Below are 22,880 nucleotides of genomic sequence, written 5' to 3'. Positions count from 1 at the left end.
TTTTTCCTTTTTGATTAAATCTTGCACCTGTTCTAGGTACAAGGTAAATATATGCCACAATATAGCCTGTAGTTATTCCATATTAAAAAGCGCGATTGTTCATTAAAATGTACCCTTTGTAAAGGACAGTTTTAAAAAAAGGCATTAAGCAGCCTGAAGAAGATGATCTCTGTATTTTACAGGGGTCATCTTTTTTAGGTTCCATTGATATCTATGATGGTTATAGTAAGTGATGTATTTGTCTATTTCGCGTTTTAGTTCGTCCAAAGTTTTACATGGCTTAATATTTGCTTCGTCTTTAAGGTGGCCAAAGAATGATTCTATTGGTGCGTTATCCCAACAGTTTCCCCGTCTAGACATAGATTGCCGTAATCCCATTTTCTTCACAAGCTTTTGGAATCCTGGATGGGTGTAGTGAGTTCCTTGATCTGAATGAATGAGAGCGTCTTTAGCTTTCTTATAGTTTCGGTTCTTCTTTAACTTGTGCAAGGTGTTTGTAGCTAACTCCATGGTGATACGATCCGATAGATGATAAGCTAGAATTTCACCTGTTGATCCATCTTTAATTACTGATAAATAAGCTCTTTGGCCATTATGGTAATGCATATAAGTGATGTCAGTAAGAAGTACGTTATATGGAATCCCTTGCTTAAATTGGCGGTTTAATATGTTTGGCACAACGCGATGTTCTTGGGTTGCCTTCATCATTCTTTTATATGGGTTAGCTTTTCTAATAGGACAGAAAATATTGTATTTCTTCATAATTCTGCGAACACGTTTCAAATTAAAGACACACTGAAATTGACCCGCCAATGTCATCTTAATTTGGCGTGCCCCTTTCTTTCGACCTTTAAAGTGGAAGGCTTTTAAAATTAATGCTTTAGCTTCTTCATCCCTCACTTCCTGACGTTTCCTTTGTTCTTCGGACTTAGCTGAGAAATAATTATAGTAACCACTTCGTGACACCCCGGCAACGTCACAAAGGAATTTCACCATGTGTTTTAGGTTGTATTTTTCAATAACCTCACGAATAAGAATGTACCTCTGACTAGAAGGAAGCCTTACTTCTTCAGCCCCCTTTCTAACATACGAATCTTTTTTAGGAGTTCATTTTCTGCCTTTACAAGATTCATCTTAGCTTCTAATCTTGCATACTTCTCCTCAAGGGACAGTTCTTTTACTCGCGGTCTTCCAGAATTATTTTTCCTAGTGTCTTTAAGCCCCAACAAGCCTTCAGTTTTATAAGTGTTTCTCCAACGCTCTGAAGAAGATTTAATTCTTTGCATGCCAATAATTTCAACATCAAATCCAGCTTCTTCAAAGATTTGTCTTGAAAGCTTCCCCTTACTGAATTCAGATACAAAATGTTGTTTAAACTCATCCGAGTAAGTAATTCCCTTTGAACTGACCGATTTCACATATGGGTTTTTAGATAATAGTTTGATTTCTTTTTCTGTAAATAGCTTTTTACTCATGATTCTCCGTCTCCAAGTTATGTCTGTAGTTGTGATGCTTACATTATACAAAAAAGCACCCTATAGAGAGAGCACTTTTTTTAAGTGTCTACTCTATAGGGTACATTTTACATTAAGGGTCCCTTTTCTTATTTTAACTAAAGGGTGCGTTAGTTAAACAAGAAGCAAACAACTTTATTAGTCATTATTCAAGGATTATTTAAGCAGATGAATAGAATTTAAAACACCCTTTAATAAGCCTTACCACAACCTATTTGTAGTTGTAGTAAGGCTATTATCTTTTTAACTTAAAATTATATAATTTTATTATCTTTATACACTAATAATGAATTAGTTTTGCCCTAGTTTAAATGGGCAAAACTACAATCCAATAATCAAAAGGTTTAAAACTATTTCACCTATATTTTAAGGACTATACAGAGAGTGACCATTAGTTATACACCTATATGCTCGATAATGATAATAACGATGTAGTAGGTGAGTAAACCCCCATTCATATTGAACAATTTGTCAAAATTTACGAATGGGTATCTGTACAGGAACAACTGAAGTTAGTGGTTATATCACTAAATTTTATGGTGAAAATATAATTGTTTTTTAATGGGTGCGTTGGTTCAAGAAGGATTAACTGCCTTTTTTGTAATGTTTTTAAGCTAATAGCAGGAAAGCTAGAACCTCTATTGGTTTTTAAATGGAAATAACAGGAAAACGGAGGTGAGATGTAGAAACAATTAACACAGGTCACAAAATTAGGGAGGATTATAAATGAGTAAATTCAGTTTGTTTGGTAAGTTTGTGGTACAAGAAGGTGAACGTGACACAATGGTAGATATTTTATTGGAAGCAGCAGAATCAATGAAGAATCTTGATGAATGCGAGATATATCTTGTAAATATTTCGGAAGAAGAACAAAATTCTGTTTATGTTTATGAGGTGTGGAGTAATGAAAATGCCCATCAAGCATCTCTAGCTCTTGAAGCTACACAAACTTTAATAAAGCGTGCAAAACCAATCATTACTGGAATGGAGAGAATAAGTACCCTAAGAACAAGGGGTGGGAAGGGTATTAAACAACTTCTAATTAAGTTATGTGGTGCCTTTCTGAAACAAGGAAGGTGCTTATTTCAGTTTAAGGACAGATTTTTGCAATGACTCTTTTGTTACGTAGTAGACTGATTTAGCGTATTAAAGCAATCTTATTTTCAAAGATCAATATTTCCGTTTGAATTGAAAAATAAGGATTTAGTTTTTCGAAATTAAGCTTAGTTTAAATCTGAAAAATTTTTTCTATTGCTCATGTAATGCGCAATTAAGAAAATAATTATCTGAATTGGTACTGAATATGTATATCGTCAGTTTGTAGGTTGGTAAAGCTTTAACCATTGAAAGAAAGGCTCAGCTATATAAGAAGTAATTAGAGCAAAAAGGATAGCTTTTATTATTGGTCTAGTATTAGGTTTGATTTGTAATAAAACCATTATTGTTATAGGCATTAAAGTTAAGTCCCATGGTATATAAGTTGGTAGTACTGGTATGACATTAAACCTATAATGCCACAAAGCCAATTGATCACCTAGAACGTCAAGGACTATTGCTATAACCATGACTATGAAACCTGAGTATAGAAGACGATCTCTACTTTCCTTCTTATGAAAAAAATACCAAATAATCCATGGAATGATTGATAAACCAACTCCAAACCACCAAAGTGGTGAGAAGATAACATATTCAATCCATATATCAACCTTTTGCTGTATAAGCTTTTCTATTTGGTTAATATTCTCATCAATTATATTTATTACATTTTGAGTGTTATTCATATTATAACCTCACTATTACTATTAATGTATATATCGTTTACAAAATAGAATGAGATTATTCCCATAAGATAAGGAGGTGTGAATTAGATTGCTGCACAGTACAAGGAAATAGTGTAGGAGTAATCTTCAACAATAAAAGGCTTTTCTGAAACAAGGAAGGTGCTTATATCAGTTTAAGGACAGATTTTTGCAATGACTCTTTTATTACGTAGTAGACTGATATTGTGCAACAAAAAAGAGTAGGATGTTTTGTGAAATTTATGCCTACTCTTTCGATTATTTAAAAATATTTTAGAAAATTCTATTGTTAATAGATCTACTTTTATAAAACCATCTGTGGTAAATGCGTGATACGTAATAAGTTAACCAAATTGTAATAAAGCTCCAATACCATGTCCAATTGTTATACTTAATTAGGTTAGTGTATTTAACAGCAATTATTTCAAAAAATGAAATTATGGATGTATGGATAAAGTAATAAGTTAATTTTACAACTTTATTACTCTTTTCTGGATAATATAAATTGAATAATGAGCATAACGCAGGATAAACAAAGTATTCAAATGTAAAGCTAGATCTGATTGCTTTTTTAAAGAATAGACGATTAGGATAAGAAATTAGATTTTTTTCAACTACTGTAAACGAGCACTATATCTCATCCAAAAACCATTCATTATTTTCAAATACTCACAGTTCACTATCTATACTTCTCCATGACAATGTGCTAAATTTTTTGCATATTATTAGGGGGGAGTTTTTTATTATGATCATTTCTTATGATTTTGGTTTAAGTTTAGTAGAATATGCCAAAAAGGGAATTAATAATGAGTTTCCATTATTTGATCAATGTCCAAACTGTAAATGTCATTCTTCGGGAAACTTACATAGAAATGGTTATTACTGGCGTTTTGGACTGACTGAGGAAGTGTCATTGAGAGTGCCTATTTGCAGGATGAAATGTTTACAATGCAAGGTTAGCTTTTCTATCCTTCCGGATTTCTTTATCCCTTACTTTCAACACACAATTGAAACCATTCTGCATAGGCTATATCGGATTCTAGAGGATAAGAAGGCTAATGGAAGTCGACAATTATTAAGGTTCCATCTTACGAGGTACTACAAGAGTATCAAATGGATTCATTCTTTTTTTGTCGCTTTGGGACAAGCAAGTGGATTTTCAAAAGATATAAAAAAAGAAGCCATAAAATATATGAAAAAGCTCCAAGATTTTGGCGAATCCACCTTCTTACGAAGGTCATGGGGGCATAGTTCATCCTACTTTATGGCACATTAATTCTACCATATTTTTAGAAAGATAAAAATATTATTCGTCCCACATACTTTTTTCATAGTCAGAAAAAATTGAAAAAAGTAGAATAATAATCATGGATGACCGGTCGTCCTTCTACTAAAAAGGAGGAAGATTCCATGAATGAAAAAGAACGTGAACAAGTGGCCTTATTTCGGTATGGTCTAATTGCCCCACTATTAAATGAACAGGTAGATGTCAAAGAGTACTTTGGAGAGTTGGCAGGAAAGGTTCACTCTATTCCTTATTATGGGGAGCGAACAGTGGCAGAGAAAACAATCAAGGAATGGCTGCTTCATTATCGCCGAAGTGGATTTGATGCATTAAAGCCGAAGAAACGGACTGATAAGGGGAATTCTAGGAGACTCACTGCAGAAGATCAGGATCAAATTCTTCATATAAGAAAAAAATTTCTCCATATGCCAGTGAGTGTTTTCTACGAACATCTCATTGACCTAGGAGAAATACAAAAAAACAAAATATCTTATTCAACTATAAATCGTTTATTAAAAAAACACAACCTTGTAGGTAAGAAAATAATCGCAATACCTGAAAGGAAAAGATTTGCCCATGATCGAATAAATCATCTATGGCAGGGGGATTTGTCTCATGGGCCTTACATTCCGATTGATGGTAAGAAGAGAAAGACGTTTTTAATTGCTTACATTGACGATTGTTCTCGGCTTGTTCCGTTCGGCCAGTTTTTCTCGTCAGAGAAGTTTGAAGGTGTAAGAGTTGTGACGAAGGAAGCACTCCTTCGGAGAGGAAAACCAACCGTGATCTATGCAGATAACGGCAAGATTTATCGTTCTGAGACGCTCCAATATGCATGTGCTCAGTTAGGTATAACACTGGCTCACACTCAACCATATGATCCACGTGCGAAAGGAAAAATCGAAAGACTTTTTAAAACCATTCAAACAAGGTTTTATCCTTTACTACAAGCAAAACCAGTTGATTCGTTGGAGGAGCTAAACGAGCGTTTTTGGAGGTGGCTTGAAGAAGACTATCATCGTCGTATTCACGCCTCTTTAGATGGGAAGACTCCACATGAAGTCTATCAATCTCAAGTAGAGAGTGTAACCTTCTTAGAGAATACGAAAATCCTAGATACAATCTTTTTGAAGAGAGAATATCGTAAAGTGAAGGCCGATAGTACGATTACGTTAAATAAACAACTCTATGAAGTACCTCCACGTTTTATAGGTCACTCGATTGATGTTCGATTTGATGAGACAGGTATTTTTGTGTTTGAAAACGACCAAAAGGTCGCTGAGGCTGTTCCTGTATCTATGACAGATAATGCACATTCAAAGAGAGTGCGTTCTCCATTTAACTTATCGGAAGATACGGAGGGAATAAACCATGTATAAGACATTCTATTCCTTGGCTCAAACTCCATTTTCAAAAGATTTGCGATCAACCGATGCTTTTCGGTCGAGCGATTATCAAGGGGCTCTTGGAGCACTTGATTACCTAAAGAAGTCAAGAGGAATGGGGCTTCTTATTGGAGATCCAGGCGCTGGAAAAACATTTACGTTACGATCATTTAAAGAATCATTGAATCCTTCCCTTTACCACGTTGTTTATTTTCCTCTTTCTACAGGAGGAGTAATGGATTTTTATCGTGGATTAGTCTATGGACTTGGAGAAGAACCAAAATTCCGTAAGGTTGATTTATTCCGACAAATACAAGAAGGGATCGAACGAATGGCAAACGAGCGAAAGGTTACTCCTGTTTTTATTCTAGATGAAATGCATATGGCAAAAGATGCATTTCTGCAGGATTTAGCCATTTTATTTAACTTTCAAATGGATTCAAGTAATCCTTTTATCTTGATATTAGCTGGATTACCGCATTTAAAGACACGATTATCTATTAACCATCACCGGCCACTCTCCCAGCGTTTAATTATGAAATATGAAATTCAGCCCTTGGATAAAGAAGAAGTTACAGAGTATATCGACCATCACATGAAACTAGCCGGTTCAAAAATACCAATTTTTACGGAAACCGCAATTGAAGCCATTGCCCTGCGTTCTCAAGGCTGGCCCCGTGTAATCAACAGACTGACAACCAATAGTTTACTATTTGGAGCACAATTAAAAAAAGAACAAATTGATGATGAAGTTGTGCGCTTAGCTATCGAAGATAGTGGGATATGAAAACAGAAGGTATTATTATATTCGATCGAGAAGAAAAAGAGTGGAAATTGTGGGTGGGTCACTGTGACTACTGGATACAACAAGGATATTCTTTTGAACTATTGATAAGAAATCAATATTTTCAAGCCTTTCTTGAGAAAGACTTAGATTGGTTTATTACGTTAGTGGATGAGGTCAAACTTGTGTTGCATATAAATGAAGTCTATAAAGTTAGAGTTGAACTAGAGAACTTTATAAAGGTTTCAGACCCGATTTAGGGTCTTCTTTTTTGTTTAAGAACTGAAGTTATTTGATCAAATTTTTTCAAACTCAGGATTAAAGTGAAAAAATAAGCACATTATTTCAGATAAACTCCCGAAGTAATTTGAAAACGGAGTGCTGAACTAATGTGCTCGTTTACACAACTACAAGTAAACCGAAAAGCCATGTAATGACTTGTTTAAACAAAAAGGATATATGGGCTTCCCGTATTCTGTTTTTAGGAACATATTTAATTAATAATATCGACGTTATGATCCATGCTGATAATTCAATTGTTTTATCTAATTTATTTTTCATAAGTATTTTACCTCCATGAGTATAGGTTGGCAAAAATCTAAACTTTTATGTGAAATTATAAATGTCTATTTCACAGTACAAGGATACTATTCTATAGAATATTTATCTTCTACAATCGAAGCCGGATTGTTGAGTTAAAGCAGGGGTTTTCGGGAGGGAAATAGAATTAAATAAAATATAGATAGAAATCCTGATTGGGGGGTTATAAGTGGACAATATCGATAAAAGAAATCGATTAAACGAACTTCCATTTAGCTACCAAGTTACCAAAAATAATACTGTTCTTATCAAATTTAATGGAAAACAAGTAAAAATATTAAAAGAGAGAAAGATGCTGAAAAAATTTTAGAGAAAATTAAAATGGTTGAAGATGAAATAGAAGTTCAACTGATATTGGCAAAAACAACAGGAAATTTCAAAAGATATTGTTCAATATGGGATAGTAAAAAAACACTTAAATATAAATATGTAATTTTGGATGCAGAAAATAGAGAATCACTGCAAGAAGGAAGTGGAACAAAAATAAAGATACTTCAATGAACGTTGGGTTAGAACAGACGAGTTGAAAGCAGATACGTTCTACGAACGGGTGCGTTAGTTTAACAAGCAAATATTATAGTAACGGAACTTCCACAAATTTAGGAGTTCCGTTTTTATAAGTAATATCAACATTAAACTTTAACAGAGCCTAATAAAGAGAGGCGTTTTTGTTTTGGTATTAACGTATGTAGTGAAGTAAAAGGTCCGAAAAAGGGCTTTGATCACAGAATTTCCTCATAAAAAGTAATTCTGTTAAAAAAAGGATCAATAACTGTTAATTCAACCGTATTCCAGGGTGATTTCTCTAAACAAGGGTTTGAATAATGATACTTCATTTCTTGTAATTTAGAGTGATATTTTTTTATATTGGTTATTTTAATTCTTATAGTACTACCTGGAGATGAGTCTCCATGATGCTCGGAAAGATGTAAAACTATATTGTTTAAAGATACTTGGCAATAGATAGGCATGTCTTCTTCATATTGATGTGTCCAATCAAGTTTAAAGCCTAAAAAATTAATATAAAATTCCTTTGCTTTTTCTAAGTCAAAAATACGAAAAATTGGTACAACCATTGCTCTTACACATCCTTTTAAAATATACATTTGTTTAATTATATTATCACAAAGATTTGTAAGAGAATCATTGCTGAAAATAAATAAAACAATAAGACCAACATTAGCAATGATATGTTAAAATTAGGAAAAAGAATTCAATGAAAGCATGGTCTATAGAAGCCTTCATGGTTTTGGGCAGTATACTATTTATTTTTATTAATAACTTTAGTAGCTGCAACATTTAGTGTTATTAAAAAGATGTGCTGATGAGATGTTTTGGTGATACGGAAATATTGAAAGAGTATCTGGTTGAAAAAGGAAGACATTAAAAACCTTAATGAAAAAGAGCACAAATTACTGTGCTCTTTCTCATTAATATCAGGGATTTGAGAAATCTTATTCTATAGCCTAAGCTTGAAGGCCATATTCTGGAGTAATGTATTGTGGAAATGTTTGAAATTTGAAATAATTGTTATTAAGTTAAAGGGGCAGTTTAGTGGAATAAAAAGTAAATTAGAAGGGTTCTTCAAAAGGGGGAAAGCATGGAAACAGTTAAAGAATATGATGAATCAAAGTTTAAAAGGATTTTATTACTTTTTCCTCCGTTATATTTAATTCATGATATTGAAGAAATCATAACAGTTGAGAAGTTTCTTGAAGAAAATTCAAATATTATACCATTTAACGTAACAGCTTTAGAGTTTTCATTTGCTTTTACTTTACTATGGATTTTAGCTTCAATAGGTTGTTTTAGAGCATTTATTGGTAAAAGGTTTATTGGCATGAAACCAACTAGTTTCCTCGCATTTTTAGTACCTGGAATTCTTTTGGCAAATGGAATCGGTCATCTCTTGCAATTCATTTTCTTTAAAGATTATGTTCCAGGCATAGTTACATCATTTATTATATTGTATCCTTATTCATTTTTTACTGCTAAATTTCTTATAACTGAAAGAGTAATAACTAAAAAGAGACTTTTAAACTATTTAGTGTTAGGTTTTATTATACAAGTACCTCTTGCATTTATGGCACTTTATATATCAACACTCATATTATAGATGTTATTAATTGGGGCTTTTCTGGAAAATGGATGTACCAGAACGATCTTCAATTAAAGAAGTGCCTTTCAGAGACAAGGAAAGTGTTTATTTCAGTCTAAGGAAAGATTGAGAAGAGCAATTAAAATGAAAATGAGATTGTTAGGGTTAAACTTGATATGGTTGTTAAAGGTAATCCAAAAGCTAAAGTTGATATGTTTGAAGGTTTACTTATTGATTATAAGTATGTGAAGGTTTGTATTTATATGAGGGCTTTGATAGTGGATGGATTGAGCTATATTTATGTATTTTATTTAAGTTGCCCCGTAGTAATCTTTAATAGGGATTATGGATATATATTTTAAACTTTATAGGTAGTGTCAAAAGATTTATGAAAACTACCTAAAGGGTTAGCTTCTCTCCTATTTACTGGATGGAGATGCGCCGCAATCTCTCTTGACAAACACGCCAATGGTTTGTGGATTGTTTAACAAGGGCGAAGGGAACAAAAGAAGGCATACCAAATAAGCCCTTGGTTGTTTCCATTTTAAACCATTGGCAAGTTCGGTTTGTCAAGAGTTCGCTCCGCCGATTGCTGAATTAGCTTAAGGGCTCAGCTAAACAAAAAGTTAGGCTTGTCTTTGTTCTACTATCCATTGTTGTGCTAATCCAATGAGCTTTGTCCAACGTGCTGGCATTGTTGGAAGCCCCTTGAGTTCTGGATTCACTACGGGCACTTTTCCTTCTAAGGCGGCATGCGGACGCAAAAAGTTAAAGTAGGCCGTAAATAAGGTGACGTATGAAATGGAACCATGTTCAGAGCCGAATCCATGAGTGGAGCGATAATTGCCCTTAAAGGTGCGGTTAAGTCTCTCAATTATTTGTTTCATTGGTCTATATTCGGTTGAAACAGGGTCCTCATTGGTTAATCCAATGACCTGCTTCACATCGAATAAAATCTCATGTTGAGCGAAGAAATGTTGGGCTAAAAGATAGATTGGATTCCCGTCTACCACAAAGGTCAGATTTTCTGGAATCTCTTTCATCTTGATTAAGACCTCATCAATTGCTCGAATGGCTGTTGCTGTGTCTCGATTAGGCGACACCGGATACGAAAGAATAATCTTTTTCACGGCGTCAAAAAAGAAAAATAAATAATGCCATCGACCGTTTACTCTGATATACGTTTCATCACCGCAGAATTGGTCTGAAAGTTCATAGGGATAGTGATCCACATAAGGTTTAAGTAATAAAGCTACGCTATTTTCGTAGTTCAATACAGTCTGATGTGAAATCATCACTCCGTGTACGTCCTGCATAATCGCAGCTGTTTTACGGGCCGAAAGGCCATAGTTTACATGATAGGTTAGGATCAATCCTAATGTATGTGGGGATGCATAAATCTTTGATAAGTCCACGGCCGGCAGTTCTGGTGATTCCTTAGATAACGGCTGGAAATCGATATAAAACTGACGGAAAATGTATCTCAATTTAAATGCTTGAGGGTCCTTTTTGAACCTTTTCTTTTCTTTTGAAGTCATCCCATTGAGCTTCTTTTGATAATAAGAACAGTCATTGTTCTTGCACTTAAACACGTGAAAATCTTTTCTTTCTTTTATTTTCTCGAGAGTCTTGGAACAATGAGGACACTTCAGGATGGCCTCCTTAGAGTAACGGTTCTTTTCACTGAAAAGTTCTGTACACACCTTGCATTGATACTGACCTTTATCTCCATTGTTGGCATAAAGATAATCCGATGGAGCACCACACTTTGGACAGTTCATGGCTTTAGGTACGGAAACTTTTGCATTCTTACGCCTTTGAACAGGTTTGAGAGCTTTCCCGTTCTTCTCTAGATATTCACTAAGAAGAACTCGATAATCAAGCTGTTCTAGAACTTCAATGACCGGAAGGTCATCCACTTGAAGTTTTCGATAAGGTTTATTTACGGGCTGTTCAGTAGGTTTATCGAACATGCTTTTACCAATCAATAAAGTAAGCAATGTTCGAATGAGTTGTTCTTGATAGTTTATAAAAGTTAATAAATAGGTTATAATTTGAGGGTACAAATTGTCACTTCCATTCTTGGTTGTTGGGTGTGTGGTAACCTCAATTATCCAAAGAATTTAGGGGGTGGCAATTTTTTTGCCTATAAAGCCCTCTATGGAGATATTTTATAACCTATTTCTTATAGAAGTTTTGACAATACGACTTTATATAAAGGGGTGGGATTATGAGTAAGATAGATATTGTGATGACTCTATATATTATTTTTATGATAGTAGCGACTTTTGTAAGTTTTAAATATGGATCGTTTATGATTAGGAAAACGGGATTGTTTATACCGCAGGCCTTAATTTCAGGAACAATCAACCTGGCATTAGGTGTACTTGCAATAATGGGATGGTTTACTGTGACTGCTAGAATAAAGTATACAAGTTTTGCTTGATTTGATGAAACACTTATTTACCCAAATATACCAGCAATGAATATTACTCCTCCCCTGTAAAATGAATAATAGTTTCATTACTTACAGTGGGGGTCAGAAAAGGTGGATAAGTGGGAAATGTACATGGAAATAAGACAATTATTAAAACAAGGATTTAGTCAAACTAAAATAGCTGAAAAGTTAGGGATTTCAAGGTCAACAGTTTACAGACATTTGAAGAAATCACCTTCGGAGATGGCTGATTGGGTAGAATCTCTTAAGAATAAAAAGAGAATACTAGATCCCAATAAAGAGCTGATACTATCTTGGTTGAGGATGCATCCGGATATGTCAGCTGCACAAGTGTATGATTGGCTTCTGGAGAAATATGAAGATATAAATATTGGGGAGAGTACAGTTAGAAGTTATGTAAAGGATCTTAGAGAAGAATACCAGATAAAAAAAGAAACGTCTCCTCGAATGTATGAGGCAATCCCCGATCCCCCGATGGGCGAACAAATGCAGGTAGACTTCGGACATACAAGGCAACAGACAGCTGATAATAAGGAGATTAAGCTAACCTTTATAGCCTTTGTCCTCTCCCACTCTAGACAAAAATATAAAGAGTGGTTGGATAGACCTTTTACAACACAGGATGTAATTAGAGCGCATGAGAATGCATTCAAGTGGTACGGTGGAATGACCAATGAGATTGTGTATGATCAAGATAGTTTAATTGTAGTTAGTGAAAATGGTGGAGATTTAATTTTAACAAAAGAGTTTCAAAATTATAGGGAATCTAGGGGTTTGAACCTTCGTGTTTGTCGCAAAGCTGACCCAGAAAGTAAAGGAAGAATAGAAAATGTTGTAGGATTCATAAAACAAAACTTTGCCAAACATAGAGTATTCCATAACATTGATTCCTGGAACGAACAAGGTTGGGAATGGCTAAACAGAACTGGGAACTTTAAGGTACACAACACAACAAAAAAAAGACCGTTTGAAGTGTTTCTCCTCGAAAAGCAACACTTAAAGCCGGTCTCCAAAAAAATAGATATTCAAAATAACTATGATACAAGTATAGCAAGGTGTGTCCATAAGGACAATACAATTCGTTTCGGTTCAAATCGGTACTCTCTTCCACTTGGCACATACAACAAATTGGATAAAGTATGTATCAAGGAAACGGAGAATAAAGAACTGATTATTTATATCCCTGATACTGGCGAAATCATTGCAAAACATATGATTCCAAATGGCAAAGGCCAATTAGTAAAAGATAGAAAACATAGTAGAGACCGTACAAAAGGAGTCGAAGCATATATTAGCACAGTGGCCGAGGAATTTGAAGATAAAGAACGAGCCTATCAATATTTAGAGAAGGTTAGAGAGAAAAATCCTCGTTACATTAAAGACCAACTGCAAATTATCTTGCGTGAAGCAAAAGAAAGCAATAGCGAAGTACTAACCAAGGCGTTAGCAGAGTGCGTAAAAAGGAAACTATTTAGTGCAACAGATTTTAGCGATATCGTTGCATATGTGAAACGTCAACGCCAGATAAATGAAACAGTTATAGAAAACAAAATAGAAATCAAACCTTTGAACAAGCTGTCTGAATGGGTTTTAGAAACAGATGCACACAAAAGAAAAGTAGATTCTTACACGGTGTTAATGGAGGTAAAATAAGATGAGTCAACTTCAACAAATACAAGACATAATGAAAGCATTAAGACTCGTTGAAACTGCCAAACACCTACCCCATTTGATCAGAGAAGCTGAGCAAAAGGACCAATCATTCACTCAATTTTTATTAGATGTAACAACCTATGAGCAAGCTCGAAGAGAGGAAAAGCAATTAAATAATCGCTTAAAGTGGGCTACCTTTCCTTTTAGTAAAACACTCGAGGAATTCAATTTGAAAGAACAGAAGTCTTTAAGTAATAAACAATTAAATAGATTAAGAGACTTAACTTGGGTTGAACAGTTATACAATTTAATATTACTAGGACCGCCTGGTGTAGGCAAAACGCACCTGGCGGTCGGGCTAGGTATAGAGGCAATAAACCAAGGATACAAAGCTATTTTTACTTCAATGGGAGACCTAGTTCATAATCTGAAAACGGAAGAATTCACGCGCAAATCTAAAGCAAGAATGAAGAGAATTAGAGAAGCAGATTTAGTTATCATAGATGACTTGATGTTCATGGCAATGGATCAACAAGAAGCAAATATGTTTTTCCATTTAATAAACGATTTATATAACCAATCGTCCATTATTCTAACTTCTAACAAGGCTCCAAAAGAATGGGGAGAATTATTAGGAGATCAAGCTATAACAACAGCTATTCTAGATAGAATTCTGCATCGAGTAGAGATTATTCATTTAAATGAAGATAGTTATCGTATGAAGCATCGTTCTACCATATTTGGGGAACAAAGTGTTTCAAATTAATGAGCAAAAATTGTGTCATTCTACTTGACGGTCACATTTACCTTTACTTGGGGCGTAAATGAATTTCTATTCTTTGGAGGATTACTATTAGGAATCGGTTTATTAGTTGTAGGTGAAGCTGTCTTAATTACAACTTTATTTTTAAAACGAAAGAAATGGATAAAGATTTACAATGAGACCTTTAATTAAAAGAATTCACTAGTGGGTGCAATCTTCCACAATAAAAGCGCTGTTCTTGAATTAAAGGACAGCTGCTTTTTATTTATAAGGTCATATAACCCAGATGAAAAAAGCGAAGTATTAAGAGGTTTTCTCTAGCGAATTATCTTCTAAACTTTGTGGTTTTTTATTATTTTTCTATGAATTTAAAAGTGAGGTGTATTTCATGAAAAATGGATTTTTTATGGTAAATCTAAACTTTCAAGGAAAACCGAACAAGTATGTTTAATGAAAAGTTACAAATAATAGTAAAAATAATTCGGAGACATATGATTGAATGAAAGGAATTGGTAGCAAAGAATGCGGAGAAATGTTGCTCAAAAAACTGCATCAAGAATAGTACTTATTTATATTTTTAGTAGTATTATATGGATTGTTATTTCTGACTATCTAATGAAAAATTACTTTTTCTTTAGATCAGAATGGATAGATATTACAAAAGGTTGTGTGTTTATACTGATTAGTGGTTTAATTTTTTATCAATTGATTCAGAAAGGGGTTAAAGCGACTTTAAAATCTGAAGCCAAATATCGTCTTATTGTTGAGAATGTATCAGATTTAATCTCTATAATTAACTTGAATGGAAAGTTTGAGTACATATCTCCTTCTCATCAAACAATTTTTGGTTTTACTCAAGAGGAATTAATAGGAAAATCTGTTTTCGAATATGTAAAAGAAGAAGAAATCTCTAAATTAAAAGAAAGCTTACAGAATGTAAAAACTCAAAAAAAAGAATTCCAGCTGAATTTAATTTAATGCATAGAGATGGTCATTTTGTTTTAGTAGAAGGTAGAGGAGTACCTACAATAAGTGAAACCGGGGAAGTTGAACATATCATCTTCTTTTCTCGCGATATAACAGAACAGAAAAATGCAGAAAAACAGCTTAAGGAAAGTGAAGAGCGTTATCGAAAGCTTGTAGAGTTCTCACCCGAAACGATACTTATTCATGTAGATGGGAAAATTGTATATGTTTATAATGCAGGATTAAAGTTAGTTGGTGCTGATCATATTAGTCAAATAATTGGTAAAAATATATTTGATTTTGTTTCACCAGACTACTGGGAGTATGCAAAAAAACGAATGCAAAAAGTACAAGTAGGAATCTCTGAAATAAGCGAGTATAAAATCTTACGGTTGGATGGGACACAAATATATGGTGAACTCTTGGGATTTTTAACAACTTACCAAGGAAAAGATGCAGTACAAGTTGTTGTTAGAGACGTTACTGAAAGGAAAAGAGCTGAGGAGCAAGTCAATTTTTTGGCGTATTATGATTCTTTAACAGGTATACCAAACCGTAATCTATTATATGAATACCTTGATGAAGTTGTTGCAAATAACCAAGAAAAAGCTCAAATGATTGCTGTTATGTTTTTAGATTTAGATCGATTTAAAATGATAAATGATACGTATGGGCATAGTTTTGGTGATCAATTATTGCAACAAGTATCCACCAGGCTTAGTGAATGCTTAGGAGAAGATGGAAGACTCTTCCGTTATGGGGGAGATGAATATGTTATTGTATTGGCCTATCCTGAACCTAGTAAAGTATCACAGATTGCAGAAAACCTTAGAGATACATTGTCTACTCCATTTTTTATTCAGGAGAGACAGACTTTTATTTCAACAAGCATAGGGATAAGTCTATATCCAAAAGATGGAGATTGTGTTGAGAATCTAATCCAAAACGCGGATATAGCAATGTACTATGCCAAAGAAAATGGTAAAAATAATTATCAATATTATACAAATTCATTAAATGTTATTAATAATCGTAAAATGGAAATAGAAATAGGCATAAGAAAAGCGATAAAAAACAATGAATTCACATTATATTATCAACCACAAATTGACCTAGAAACAAAGAAAATCATTGGATTAGAAGCGTTGATTCGTTGGGAACACCCGGAATATGGATTTATTTCTCCTGCTGAATTTATCTCTGTTGCAGAAGAAACTGGACTTATCATCTTAATTGGTAATTGGGTCCTTGAAACAGCTTGTAAGCAGTGTAAACATTGGATCGATATAGGTTTAACAATACCTAGTATTTCAGTTAATGTTTCATCATTACAGTTTCGAGACAAGAAATTTGTGAAGACAGTTAATCAAATCTTACAGGATACAAATCTAGATTCATATTACTTGGATCTTGAAATTACAGAAAGTGTCACGCATCAAGTAGAGGAATCAATCCAAATCATGCAGGAATTAAAGGCACTGGGTGTTCAACTTTCAATTGATGATTTTGGTACGGGTTACTCTTCATTAAATTATTTAAGACATTTTCCTATAGATAAATTAAAAATAGATAAGTCTTTTATAGATGAAATTAATAAACATTTCAATGGAGAAGTAATCGTGAGAACAATAATTGAACTAGGAAATAGTTTAGGTTTTAAGGTGATAGCTGAAGGTGTAGAATATGAACATCAAATAAACTTTTTACAAGAAAATAATTGTCACTTAGGGCAAGGGTACTTTTTTAGTAAACCATTACCTACTGAAGAAATAGAAGATCTAATAAGAAAACAATTATTTTAAAAAAAGGATGCTTACTTTAAGAAAAAAGTATTGGAATGAACTTCAACAATCGAGCGACTTTGTTTAATTAATGAAGTTTTCTTTTTATTTGTGTAATTAAAAAGTATGTTTAAAGGTCTATCGGAAGTAGTTAAGGAACAATGACTAAAGCTACCTTATCGTACAAGAATAATGGAGTTGATTCTATGAGTAAAGCTAAGGGTAAAGGCGGAACAGGCAGAGGAACAGGTAAGAAAGGTTGGAACCGTTGGCAAGCTAGTGCAAAAAAGGCAAAGAGTGCCAAACCCTACAAAAGTAAAGGTGTTAAAATTCGCGATGGTACAAAGACAACTAGCAATAATAATGATGATACCACCGAAAAATAGTGACTATAGCTAAATAAATACCATTTCTAAATCAACTAATGGGTGTAATAGTTGAGGATCCAGCAGTTCAAGAGGTGGTGTTTGGACAGACTACAATAATTCCATTTTTGGGAACTTTATTAGTCGCAACATTGGCTTACTTTCTGTCTCAAAAAATATTTTCTTCGTGTAATAAATAATTTAACCAAGGGGTGCCATATTTCGATAATCATTTTTTACAAAACCAGCTAATAGTTGTCAACATTTTTCAATAAAAAAATTAAAATAATGATGATATACTAAAAATGAGTATGCTAAATAGCCTTCCTTATCTTAGTATTTGGAAGGTTTTGTTTTATTTTGATAAATATAGTCTCTAAGCTAATTCTTGGAAAGTAGTTTTGTTCTTTAAAAGTGCGTAAATCAAGTGTAAAAGCTTATTAACACAAGCGATAATTGCTACTCTATAGGGTTTACCTTCATTGCGTTTTTTATCGTAAAACTCTCTTAATTTTCTATTCCTAGGAATAACAGTGTCACTCGTCTTTTGCTTTCGGGCATCTCGAATTCCACAGTATACAGCCATAAATAATGCTTGCCTTAGCCTTCTGGATCCTCTTTTCGTTATCCGATTTTGGGTTGCCGTAAATCGTCCAGAAGAGTAAACGCTTGGATCAACTCCTGCAAAGGCAACTAATTTTTTAGGGTGATTAAACCGATCTATTTCTCCAATTTCGGATATGATTGTTGCCGCAATCTTTCCTCCGATACCAGGGATAGACTGGATAATCTTATATTCTTCCATTTCTTTAGCGAGGGCATCTATTTCTGCTTCAAGTTGTGATAGGTGCTCTTGGTATTGAAGAACAATGGTAATTAACATCTTTAAGTTAAAAATAAGGCTTTCATACAAGTTGCTTTGAAATGGATTTCGTAATGCTGCCTCAATAAGCTTTTGTGCTTTTTCTTTTGCCCACTTTTCAGAACGTCTTGTACATAACGATACAATCTTTTCGGTTAAAACAGATTCTGTAGTTTTTAGTACATGTTCAGAAGTAGGGAACAAGGAAAGAGTCTGTAAAGATACTTTCGAATATAAATCACCAAAGACCCCTCTATACTCAGGAAATACCTGATCTAGTACTGTTAGAAGCTGTATCTTGGTTTGAGAAGAGATACTTGAAATGGTCTCTTGTTGCCTTGTAAGATTACGAAGGTTTAAGAGTTGGATACCTCTTTTCTTATACGGTTCAATTTCTTCTTTATAGAATAATTCACATAAAAGATAGGCATCGACAGCGTCTGTTTTAACCTTTCTTAAACTTGCACTCCTTGCTCGATAAGAGATTAGGGGATTCACAATAATATAAATATATTGATGTTCCTCCAAAAATTGAATGACTGGAGATTGATAATGTCCTGTCGATTCTAAGATAACCGAAGGTTGTTTACCAGCAGCTACTTTTTCAACCTCTTTTAAGAATACTAATAGACCCTCGAAACCATCCACTGTATGTTTTACACTAAAGCTTTTACGAAAAGGTTGTCCCTTATCCAAGAATGCTTGTACCTGACTTTCTCCTTTCGAAACATCCAGACCTATTACTGGATTCATCAATCATCTCCTCCTTAGAATTTAAGATTAGTCGGTTGTCCCTAGAGCTGCTTGTACTGTCATAGGTTCGCTTGTTAAACGGGATCCATGTCCCAACCAGCCTGAAACATGATTATACAAGTAGGGAGTGAACAGTTTTGCTGACGGGATCCATGTCCCACAAGCGCTTCGTTCTACTCCGACTACCGCTATAATAAAACTAAATAAAAAAAGTTCAACCAGTAAAATCTGGTTAAACTTATATTACGAACAAAGCGCAAATACGTAATAACGGTAGTCTCTCTTTATGTAAAGGGTTTGATTAATTGATACTAGAGGATGATTTTGGCTAAAGTTGATCGAATTTATTTAGAAAGGGGTTCAATGTTCCGGAATAGTTGTATATGGATTTCTGTTCTATTTTTAGTCCTCTCAATTATTGTCTACTTTGTTGAGATTAATATATTTGGCTCAGAATATATAGCTTTTTATTCACTAAGTGTTTTGAGTTTACTTTCGAATCTTATTGGTCGTCGGCTGAGATTTGAAAGTGAAAGCACTCTAGTAATATTTATGAATAAAATGGGTTTTATTGGAAGTTTATTTATGGTTATAATATTTTTTCCACCATTTTATATGATTTGGGGAACATTGATTTTAGGACCATAAGATCTTCAAAAACGAAGCGCTTTTCTTGAACAATGAAAGGCGCTTATTTTCAGTTTAGGTCAGATTGGAGAAGATCAATTAGAATGAAATTCATATCGAAGATTTACACTTAAACACCAGGCAGGTTTGTTCAGAGCATCTACTATAAGATAAGATTTGAAGTATTAATGTCTAATAAGTAATACAAAAAACTTAGATGACGCACGTTGGTATTCTTACACGACAAAAATATATGGAGGTTAGTGATGTTATTTATGATATTTGGGGTTATTGCAATAATAGCAACTTTTATAAATCTTTATATGTATAAAGTAGGAAAGGATTATAAACTTGCTATGGGAATAGGACTATCATTTACTGCATTAACACTTTGTTCAGAATATAGCCTTGTATCTCGGTGGGTAAGAGTGGAAGATTGGTCAGCTTTAGGGGATGTAGTACCTGGTATGGAAAGGGCATTATGGTTTTTGACAATTGTTTCTATCATACTTAATATAGCACCTATAATTTTAGAATTAAAAGGTAAGAGATGATTACTTATTAATATGACTACTAAAAACAAAAAGTATTAAAAATCTTTTTCAACTTAAAGGGGGGAAGTGTTATATAAAGAACAATTGGATAGTCAACACTAAACTAGACAACATTTTTAAGGTGTCCAAGTTTAAATTCAATTGGGCTAAGATAGCCTAATGTTCCATGGATTCGCTTGTGATTAAACCAATGGATATACTGTTGTAGTTCGTTCTCTAATTCTTCAAGACTATCAAAATGACGTCCCTTGACAAACTCAGTTTTAATGATTTTAAATGTAGCTTCTGCTACTGCATTATCATATGGGCATCCTTTCATGCTTAGCGATCGCTGGATATTAAAAGTCGCTAATGCCTCGTCAATGAGCTTATTCTTAAACTCACTTCCTCGATCTGTATGAAACAGCTTAATCTTACGTAAATCTGTTTTGATTGACGCTAACGCACGATAAACTAATAAAGCATTTTTATGACGACCGATACTATATCCAATAATTTCACGGTTAAAAAGATCAACAAATATACATATGTATTGCCATTTTTTATTGACTCTCACATATGTTAAATCACTTACTACGACTGATAATGCTTCGTCTTGTGTAAACTGACGATCAAGCTCATTTTTCTGTTCCGATTCGTTTGTCCCACTGGCATGTGGCTTGAATTGCGCTAGAGTATATGAAGACACCAGGCCTTGTTCTTTCATTATTCGTCCGATTCGACGTCTAGACACAACCTTTCCACGCTTAGCTAGTTCCTTTTTGATTTTACGAGTCCCGTAATTTTGGAAACTCTCATGAAAAATCTCAATAATATCTGAAGTGATGTCGTCTTCAGCCTGACGTTCTTTTGCTTCATAATAATAAGTACTTCTAGGTATTTGTAGGACCTTGCACATTGCTGATATCGAGTATTTGTGCTGGTTATTCTTAATCACATTTACTTTCGTCCTAGTATCAGCGCGGCTTGCTTTAAAATGTCATTCTCCATTTCTAATTGCTTATTTCGCTTTCTAAGCTCAGCTAGTTCCTTTTGTTCCGGTGTTAAATTGTCTTTTTCCTTGAAAGAACCAGAAGTTTGATTCTGACTCACCCATTTATCTAAAGACGAAGGAGTAAGATCATATTCTTGAATAATCTCTTTTCTAGGTTTGCCGCTGTTGTAAAGCTGCACAATCTGTTGTTTAAATTCCTCAGTAAATGTTCGGCGTTCTCTTTTAGTCATTGTAGATTCTCCTCGATAATATTATCTGTAGTCTACTTGACCTTAATTTTTCTGTCTAGTTAAGTGTAGCCGATTCAACTTCACCCTTAGTTAAATCTACTGCATAGCGTCCGTTAGTTGAAGAATGACCTGATAATAAGGTAGAATACCTTACAATTATGTATTCGTTAATCATTCCATCATATTCTACAAAGTGATTTTCATCTTCCTCTAATTCACCTCTATCACGTAAATAACTTTTTACTAAAGAAACAGCCTTTTGTTTCTCGTCAGCTGTTGCAGAATCATGAATTTGCTGATTTTCACTTTGTGTACTTGTGTTGTTTTCTTTTTCTTGATCTCCATTTTCGTTAGGCTTTGTTTCTTCATGACTTTCTTTTACATCAGAAACAGTACTCTCATTTTCTTTGTTTAATTCATCTTCTTCATTTACAGAATCGGCTTTAGAGTTTTCATTTTTCGTAATTTCAGATGATGTTTCATTATATTTTACTTCAGTATGAGAGTTTTCCGACTCTGATAAGGAGTTTGTTTCTACAGTAGATTCCTTGTCTGTAGGATCTGTATTTGATACTGTGTCCTTCTCATCAGAACAACCACTGAGTAGGAGACCTGCCAATAGCAGAGTAGTATTGAAAAAAAGAATTCTATTAAGTTTTTTCATTCATAAACATCCCTTTCTAGCAAAACTTCCTTTAACTATTTCCGCCCCGGTAATTAGGAACTTTTGAAATTATCTAATGATTAATAGGTCAAATGATATTATAACGATTGTTATATCTTACCATAATATAAAAGAGAACATCAGATTGTTCAACAACTAGAATGAGAAAAATGCTAAAATTAGGAAGTGAAGTGTTTAAGTATGAGATTGGAGGATAATTATGTGGTTAATTTTAGGGCTTATTGCCATAGTAGCAACTTTTATAAATCTTTATATGTATAAAACAGGAAAAGATTATAAATTTGCGATGGCAATGGGATTATCATTTACAGCATTGACACTCTGTGGAGAGCAAAGCCTTGTATCTAATTGGGTAAAAGCTGAAGATTGGGCTGCATTATTGGATGTTGTACCTACTATGGAAAAGGCATTATGGTTTTTAACAATTGTTTCGATCTTACTAAATATAGCACCTATACTTTTAGACCTAAAAAATAAAAAATAATTACTTATTGTATCGTCAGAAAAATGGATCAAGCAAATTCTAAAATTGTAATCTCAACTATTCCATTATTATTAATTTATCCACTTTTACAGAAGTATTTTATCACTCGTATTGTCGTAGGATCAGTTAAAGAATAGATAATTGTATTCTTCAGTAAAAAAAGCGCTTTAGTGAAAGAGAGGATTTAAAGTGTCAGTCCGTTTAATACAACTTACATATTTAGGGAATAATGTGTAACAG

General features: G+C 33.7%; 24 protein-coding genes and 2 pseudogenes. 17 read left to right on the top strand and 9 right to left on the bottom strand.

The features are described 5' to 3' along the window. Positions 1–144: 144 nt before the first annotated feature. Positions 145–1,475, bottom strand: a protein-coding gene (locus LPC09_RS13375; protein WP_231307539.1) for an IS3 family transposase whose coding sequence is annotated in 2 segments (ribosomal slippage) — positions 145–1,103 and positions 1,103–1,475 — 1,332 coding nt in all. Because the reading frame shifts where the segments join, the coding sequence is not laid out codon by codon here. A 765-nt stretch (positions 1,476–2,240) separates the two neighbouring features. On the opposite strand from LPC09_RS13375, the gene LPC09_RS13370 reads away from it, so the two are divergent. Then, positions 2,241–2,627, top strand: coding sequence for a putative quinol monooxygenase (locus LPC09_RS13370; RefSeq protein ID WP_331275774.1), 387 nt, complete (start codon positions 2,241–2,243; stop codon positions 2,625–2,627). 200 nt (positions 2,628–2,827) lie between these two features. On the opposite strand, the gene LPC09_RS13365 is transcribed toward LPC09_RS13370, so the two are convergent. Together LPC09_RS13365 and LPC09_RS27500 are read right to left on the bottom strand one after the other, a co-directional pair. After that, positions 2,828–3,295, bottom strand: coding sequence for a CBO0543 family protein (locus LPC09_RS13365; RefSeq protein ID WP_231307538.1), 468 nt, complete (start codon positions 3,293–3,295; stop codon positions 2,828–2,830). Between the two features lie 291 nt (positions 3,296–3,586). Then, complete coding sequence (locus LPC09_RS27500; RefSeq protein WP_442920040.1) at positions 3,587–3,877, bottom strand: CBO0543 family protein; 291 nt, start codon at positions 3,875–3,877, stop codon at positions 3,587–3,589. A 181-nt stretch (positions 3,878–4,058) separates the two neighbouring features. Between LPC09_RS27500 and LPC09_RS13360 the strand changes: the two genes are divergently transcribed. From LPC09_RS13360 to LPC09_RS13345, 4 genes are all read left to right on the top strand, one after another. Next, positions 4,059–4,589 carry a DUF6431 domain-containing protein gene (locus LPC09_RS13360; protein ID WP_231307537.1) on the top strand — a complete coding sequence of 177 codons (531 nt, stop codon included), beginning with the start codon at positions 4,059–4,061 and terminating at the stop codon, positions 4,587–4,589. 134 nt (positions 4,590–4,723) lie between these two features. Further along, complete coding sequence (locus tag LPC09_RS13355; RefSeq protein ID WP_231307536.1) at positions 4,724–5,977, top strand: DDE-type integrase/transposase/recombinase; 1,254 nt, start codon at positions 4,724–4,726, stop codon at positions 5,975–5,977. Then, positions 5,970–6,770, top strand: coding sequence for an ExeA family protein (locus LPC09_RS13350; protein WP_231307535.1), 801 nt, complete (start codon positions 5,970–5,972; stop codon positions 6,768–6,770). The genes LPC09_RS13355 and LPC09_RS13350 overlap by 8 nt, the downstream gene beginning before the upstream one ends. Beyond that, positions 6,767–7,027, top strand: a complete 261-nt coding sequence (locus tag LPC09_RS13345) for a hypothetical protein (protein WP_231307533.1) — start codon at positions 6,767–6,769, stop codon at positions 7,025–7,027. Before LPC09_RS13350 ends, LPC09_RS13345 begins: the two co-directional genes overlap by 4 nt. 139 nt (positions 7,028–7,166) lie before the next feature. Here the strand turns inward: LPC09_RS13345 and LPC09_RS13340 are convergent, their stop codons facing one another. Continuing rightward, positions 7,167–7,328, bottom strand: a complete 162-nt coding sequence (locus LPC09_RS13340) for a hypothetical protein (RefSeq protein ID WP_231307532.1) — start codon at positions 7,326–7,328, stop codon at positions 7,167–7,169. A gap of 208 nt (positions 7,329–7,536) precedes the next feature. Here LPC09_RS13340 and LPC09_RS13335 point away from each other — a divergent pair. Beyond that, positions 7,537–7,751, top strand: a pseudogene (locus LPC09_RS13335) (hypothetical protein); the annotation flags it as partial. A 338-nt stretch (positions 7,752–8,089) separates the two neighbouring features. On the opposite strand, the gene LPC09_RS13330 reads toward LPC09_RS13335, so the two are convergent. Then, positions 8,090–8,443, bottom strand: coding sequence for a glyoxalase superfamily protein (locus LPC09_RS13330; RefSeq protein WP_231307531.1), 354 nt, complete (start codon positions 8,441–8,443; stop codon positions 8,090–8,092). 524 nt (positions 8,444–8,967) lie between these two features. Between LPC09_RS13330 and LPC09_RS13325 the strand changes: the two genes are divergently transcribed. After that, complete coding sequence (locus tag LPC09_RS13325; RefSeq protein WP_231307530.1) at positions 8,968–9,483, top strand: HXXEE domain-containing protein; 516 nt, start codon at positions 8,968–8,970, stop codon at positions 9,481–9,483. 608 nt (positions 9,484–10,091) lie between these two features. Here LPC09_RS13325 and LPC09_RS13320 read toward each other — a convergent pair. Continuing rightward, on the bottom strand, positions 10,092–11,531 hold the full coding sequence (locus LPC09_RS13320) for a DDE-type integrase/transposase/recombinase (RefSeq protein ID WP_098795475.1): 1,440 nt from the start codon (positions 11,529–11,531) through the stop codon (positions 10,092–10,094). Between the two features lie 164 nt (positions 11,532–11,695). Here LPC09_RS13320 and LPC09_RS13315 point away from each other — a divergent pair, with 164 nt between their 5' ends. The 7 genes from LPC09_RS13315 to LPC09_RS13285 all read left to right on the top strand — a co-directional run bounded on the left by LPC09_RS13315 (position 11,696) and on the right by LPC09_RS13285 (position 17,472). Next, on the top strand, positions 11,696–11,911 hold the full coding sequence (locus LPC09_RS13315) for a hypothetical protein (RefSeq protein WP_231307529.1): 216 nt from the start codon (positions 11,696–11,698) through the stop codon (positions 11,909–11,911). A gap of 102 nt (positions 11,912–12,013) precedes the next feature. Then, positions 12,014–13,576, top strand: coding sequence for an IS21 family transposase (gene istA / locus LPC09_RS13310; protein ID WP_098799615.1), 1,563 nt, complete (start codon positions 12,014–12,016; stop codon positions 13,574–13,576). A 1-nt stretch (position 13,577) separates the two neighbouring features. Next, positions 13,578–14,342, top strand: a complete 765-nt coding sequence (gene istB, locus LPC09_RS13305) for an IS21-like element helper ATPase IstB (RefSeq protein ID WP_098799614.1) — start codon at positions 13,578–13,580, stop codon at positions 14,340–14,342. Positions 14,343–14,354: 12 nt separating this feature from the next. Continuing rightward, positions 14,355–14,531, top strand: a complete 177-nt coding sequence (locus LPC09_RS13300; protein ID WP_231307528.1) for a hypothetical protein — start codon at positions 14,355–14,357, stop codon at positions 14,529–14,531. Between the two features lie 330 nt (positions 14,532–14,861). Beyond that, entirely contained in the window at positions 14,862–15,317 is a 456-nt protein-coding gene (locus LPC09_RS13295) for a PAS domain S-box protein (protein ID WP_231307527.1), read from the top strand. Then, complete coding sequence (locus LPC09_RS13290) at positions 15,317–17,107, top strand: sensor domain-containing protein (protein ID WP_231307526.1); 1,791 nt, start codon at positions 15,317–15,319, stop codon at positions 17,105–17,107. Before LPC09_RS13295 ends, LPC09_RS13290 begins: the two co-directional genes overlap by 1 nt. A 185-nt stretch (positions 17,108–17,292) precedes the next feature. Further along, on the top strand, positions 17,293–17,472 hold the full coding sequence (locus tag LPC09_RS13285; protein WP_231307525.1) for a DUF3934 family protein: 180 nt from the start codon (positions 17,293–17,295) through the stop codon (positions 17,470–17,472). Between the two features lie 355 nt (positions 17,473–17,827). Here LPC09_RS13285 and LPC09_RS13280 read toward each other — a convergent pair whose 3' ends face one another. Next, positions 17,828–19,066 (bottom strand): IS110 family RNA-guided transposase, encoded by a 1,239-nt coding sequence (locus LPC09_RS13280; RefSeq protein ID WP_231307524.1) that lies wholly within the window; start codon positions 19,064–19,066, stop codon positions 17,828–17,830. A gap of 893 nt (positions 19,067–19,959) precedes the next feature. Here LPC09_RS13280 and LPC09_RS13275 point away from each other — a divergent pair. Further along, positions 19,960–20,247, top strand: coding sequence for a hypothetical protein (locus tag LPC09_RS13275; protein ID WP_231307523.1), 288 nt, complete (start codon positions 19,960–19,962; stop codon positions 20,245–20,247). Positions 20,248–20,350: 103 nt separating this feature from the next. On the opposite strand, the gene LPC09_RS13270 is transcribed toward LPC09_RS13275, so the two are convergent. Next, positions 20,351–21,471 (bottom strand): IS3 family transposase gene (locus LPC09_RS13270; protein ID WP_231307522.1). Its coding sequence is split into 2 segments (ribosomal slippage): positions 20,351–21,189 and positions 21,189–21,471, totalling 1,122 coding nucleotides; the frame shifts between segments, so codons are not numbered across the junction. 55 nt (positions 21,472–21,526) lie between these two features. Continuing rightward, complete coding sequence (locus tag LPC09_RS13265) at positions 21,527–22,135, bottom strand: hypothetical protein (protein WP_231307520.1); 609 nt, start codon at positions 22,133–22,135, stop codon at positions 21,527–21,529. Between the two features lie 220 nt (positions 22,136–22,355). On the opposite strand from LPC09_RS13265, the gene LPC09_RS13260 reads away from it, so the two are divergent. Next, on the top strand, positions 22,356–22,640 hold the full coding sequence (locus LPC09_RS13260; protein WP_231307519.1) for a hypothetical protein: 285 nt from the start codon (positions 22,356–22,358) through the stop codon (positions 22,638–22,640). A gap of 38 nt (positions 22,641–22,678) precedes the next feature. After that, a pseudogene (locus LPC09_RS13255) lies at positions 22,679–22,777 on the top strand (carbohydrate ABC transporter permease); the annotation flags it as partial. Positions 22,778–22,880: the final 103 nt, after the last annotated feature.

This window comes from Metabacillus sp. B2-18, assembly GCF_021117275.1.
Classification (GTDB): Bacteria; Bacillota; Bacilli; order Bacillales; family Bacillaceae; genus Metabacillus.
Note: the sequence above shows the minus strand (reverse complement) of the source record. Positions and strands in the feature narration are given on the sequence as shown.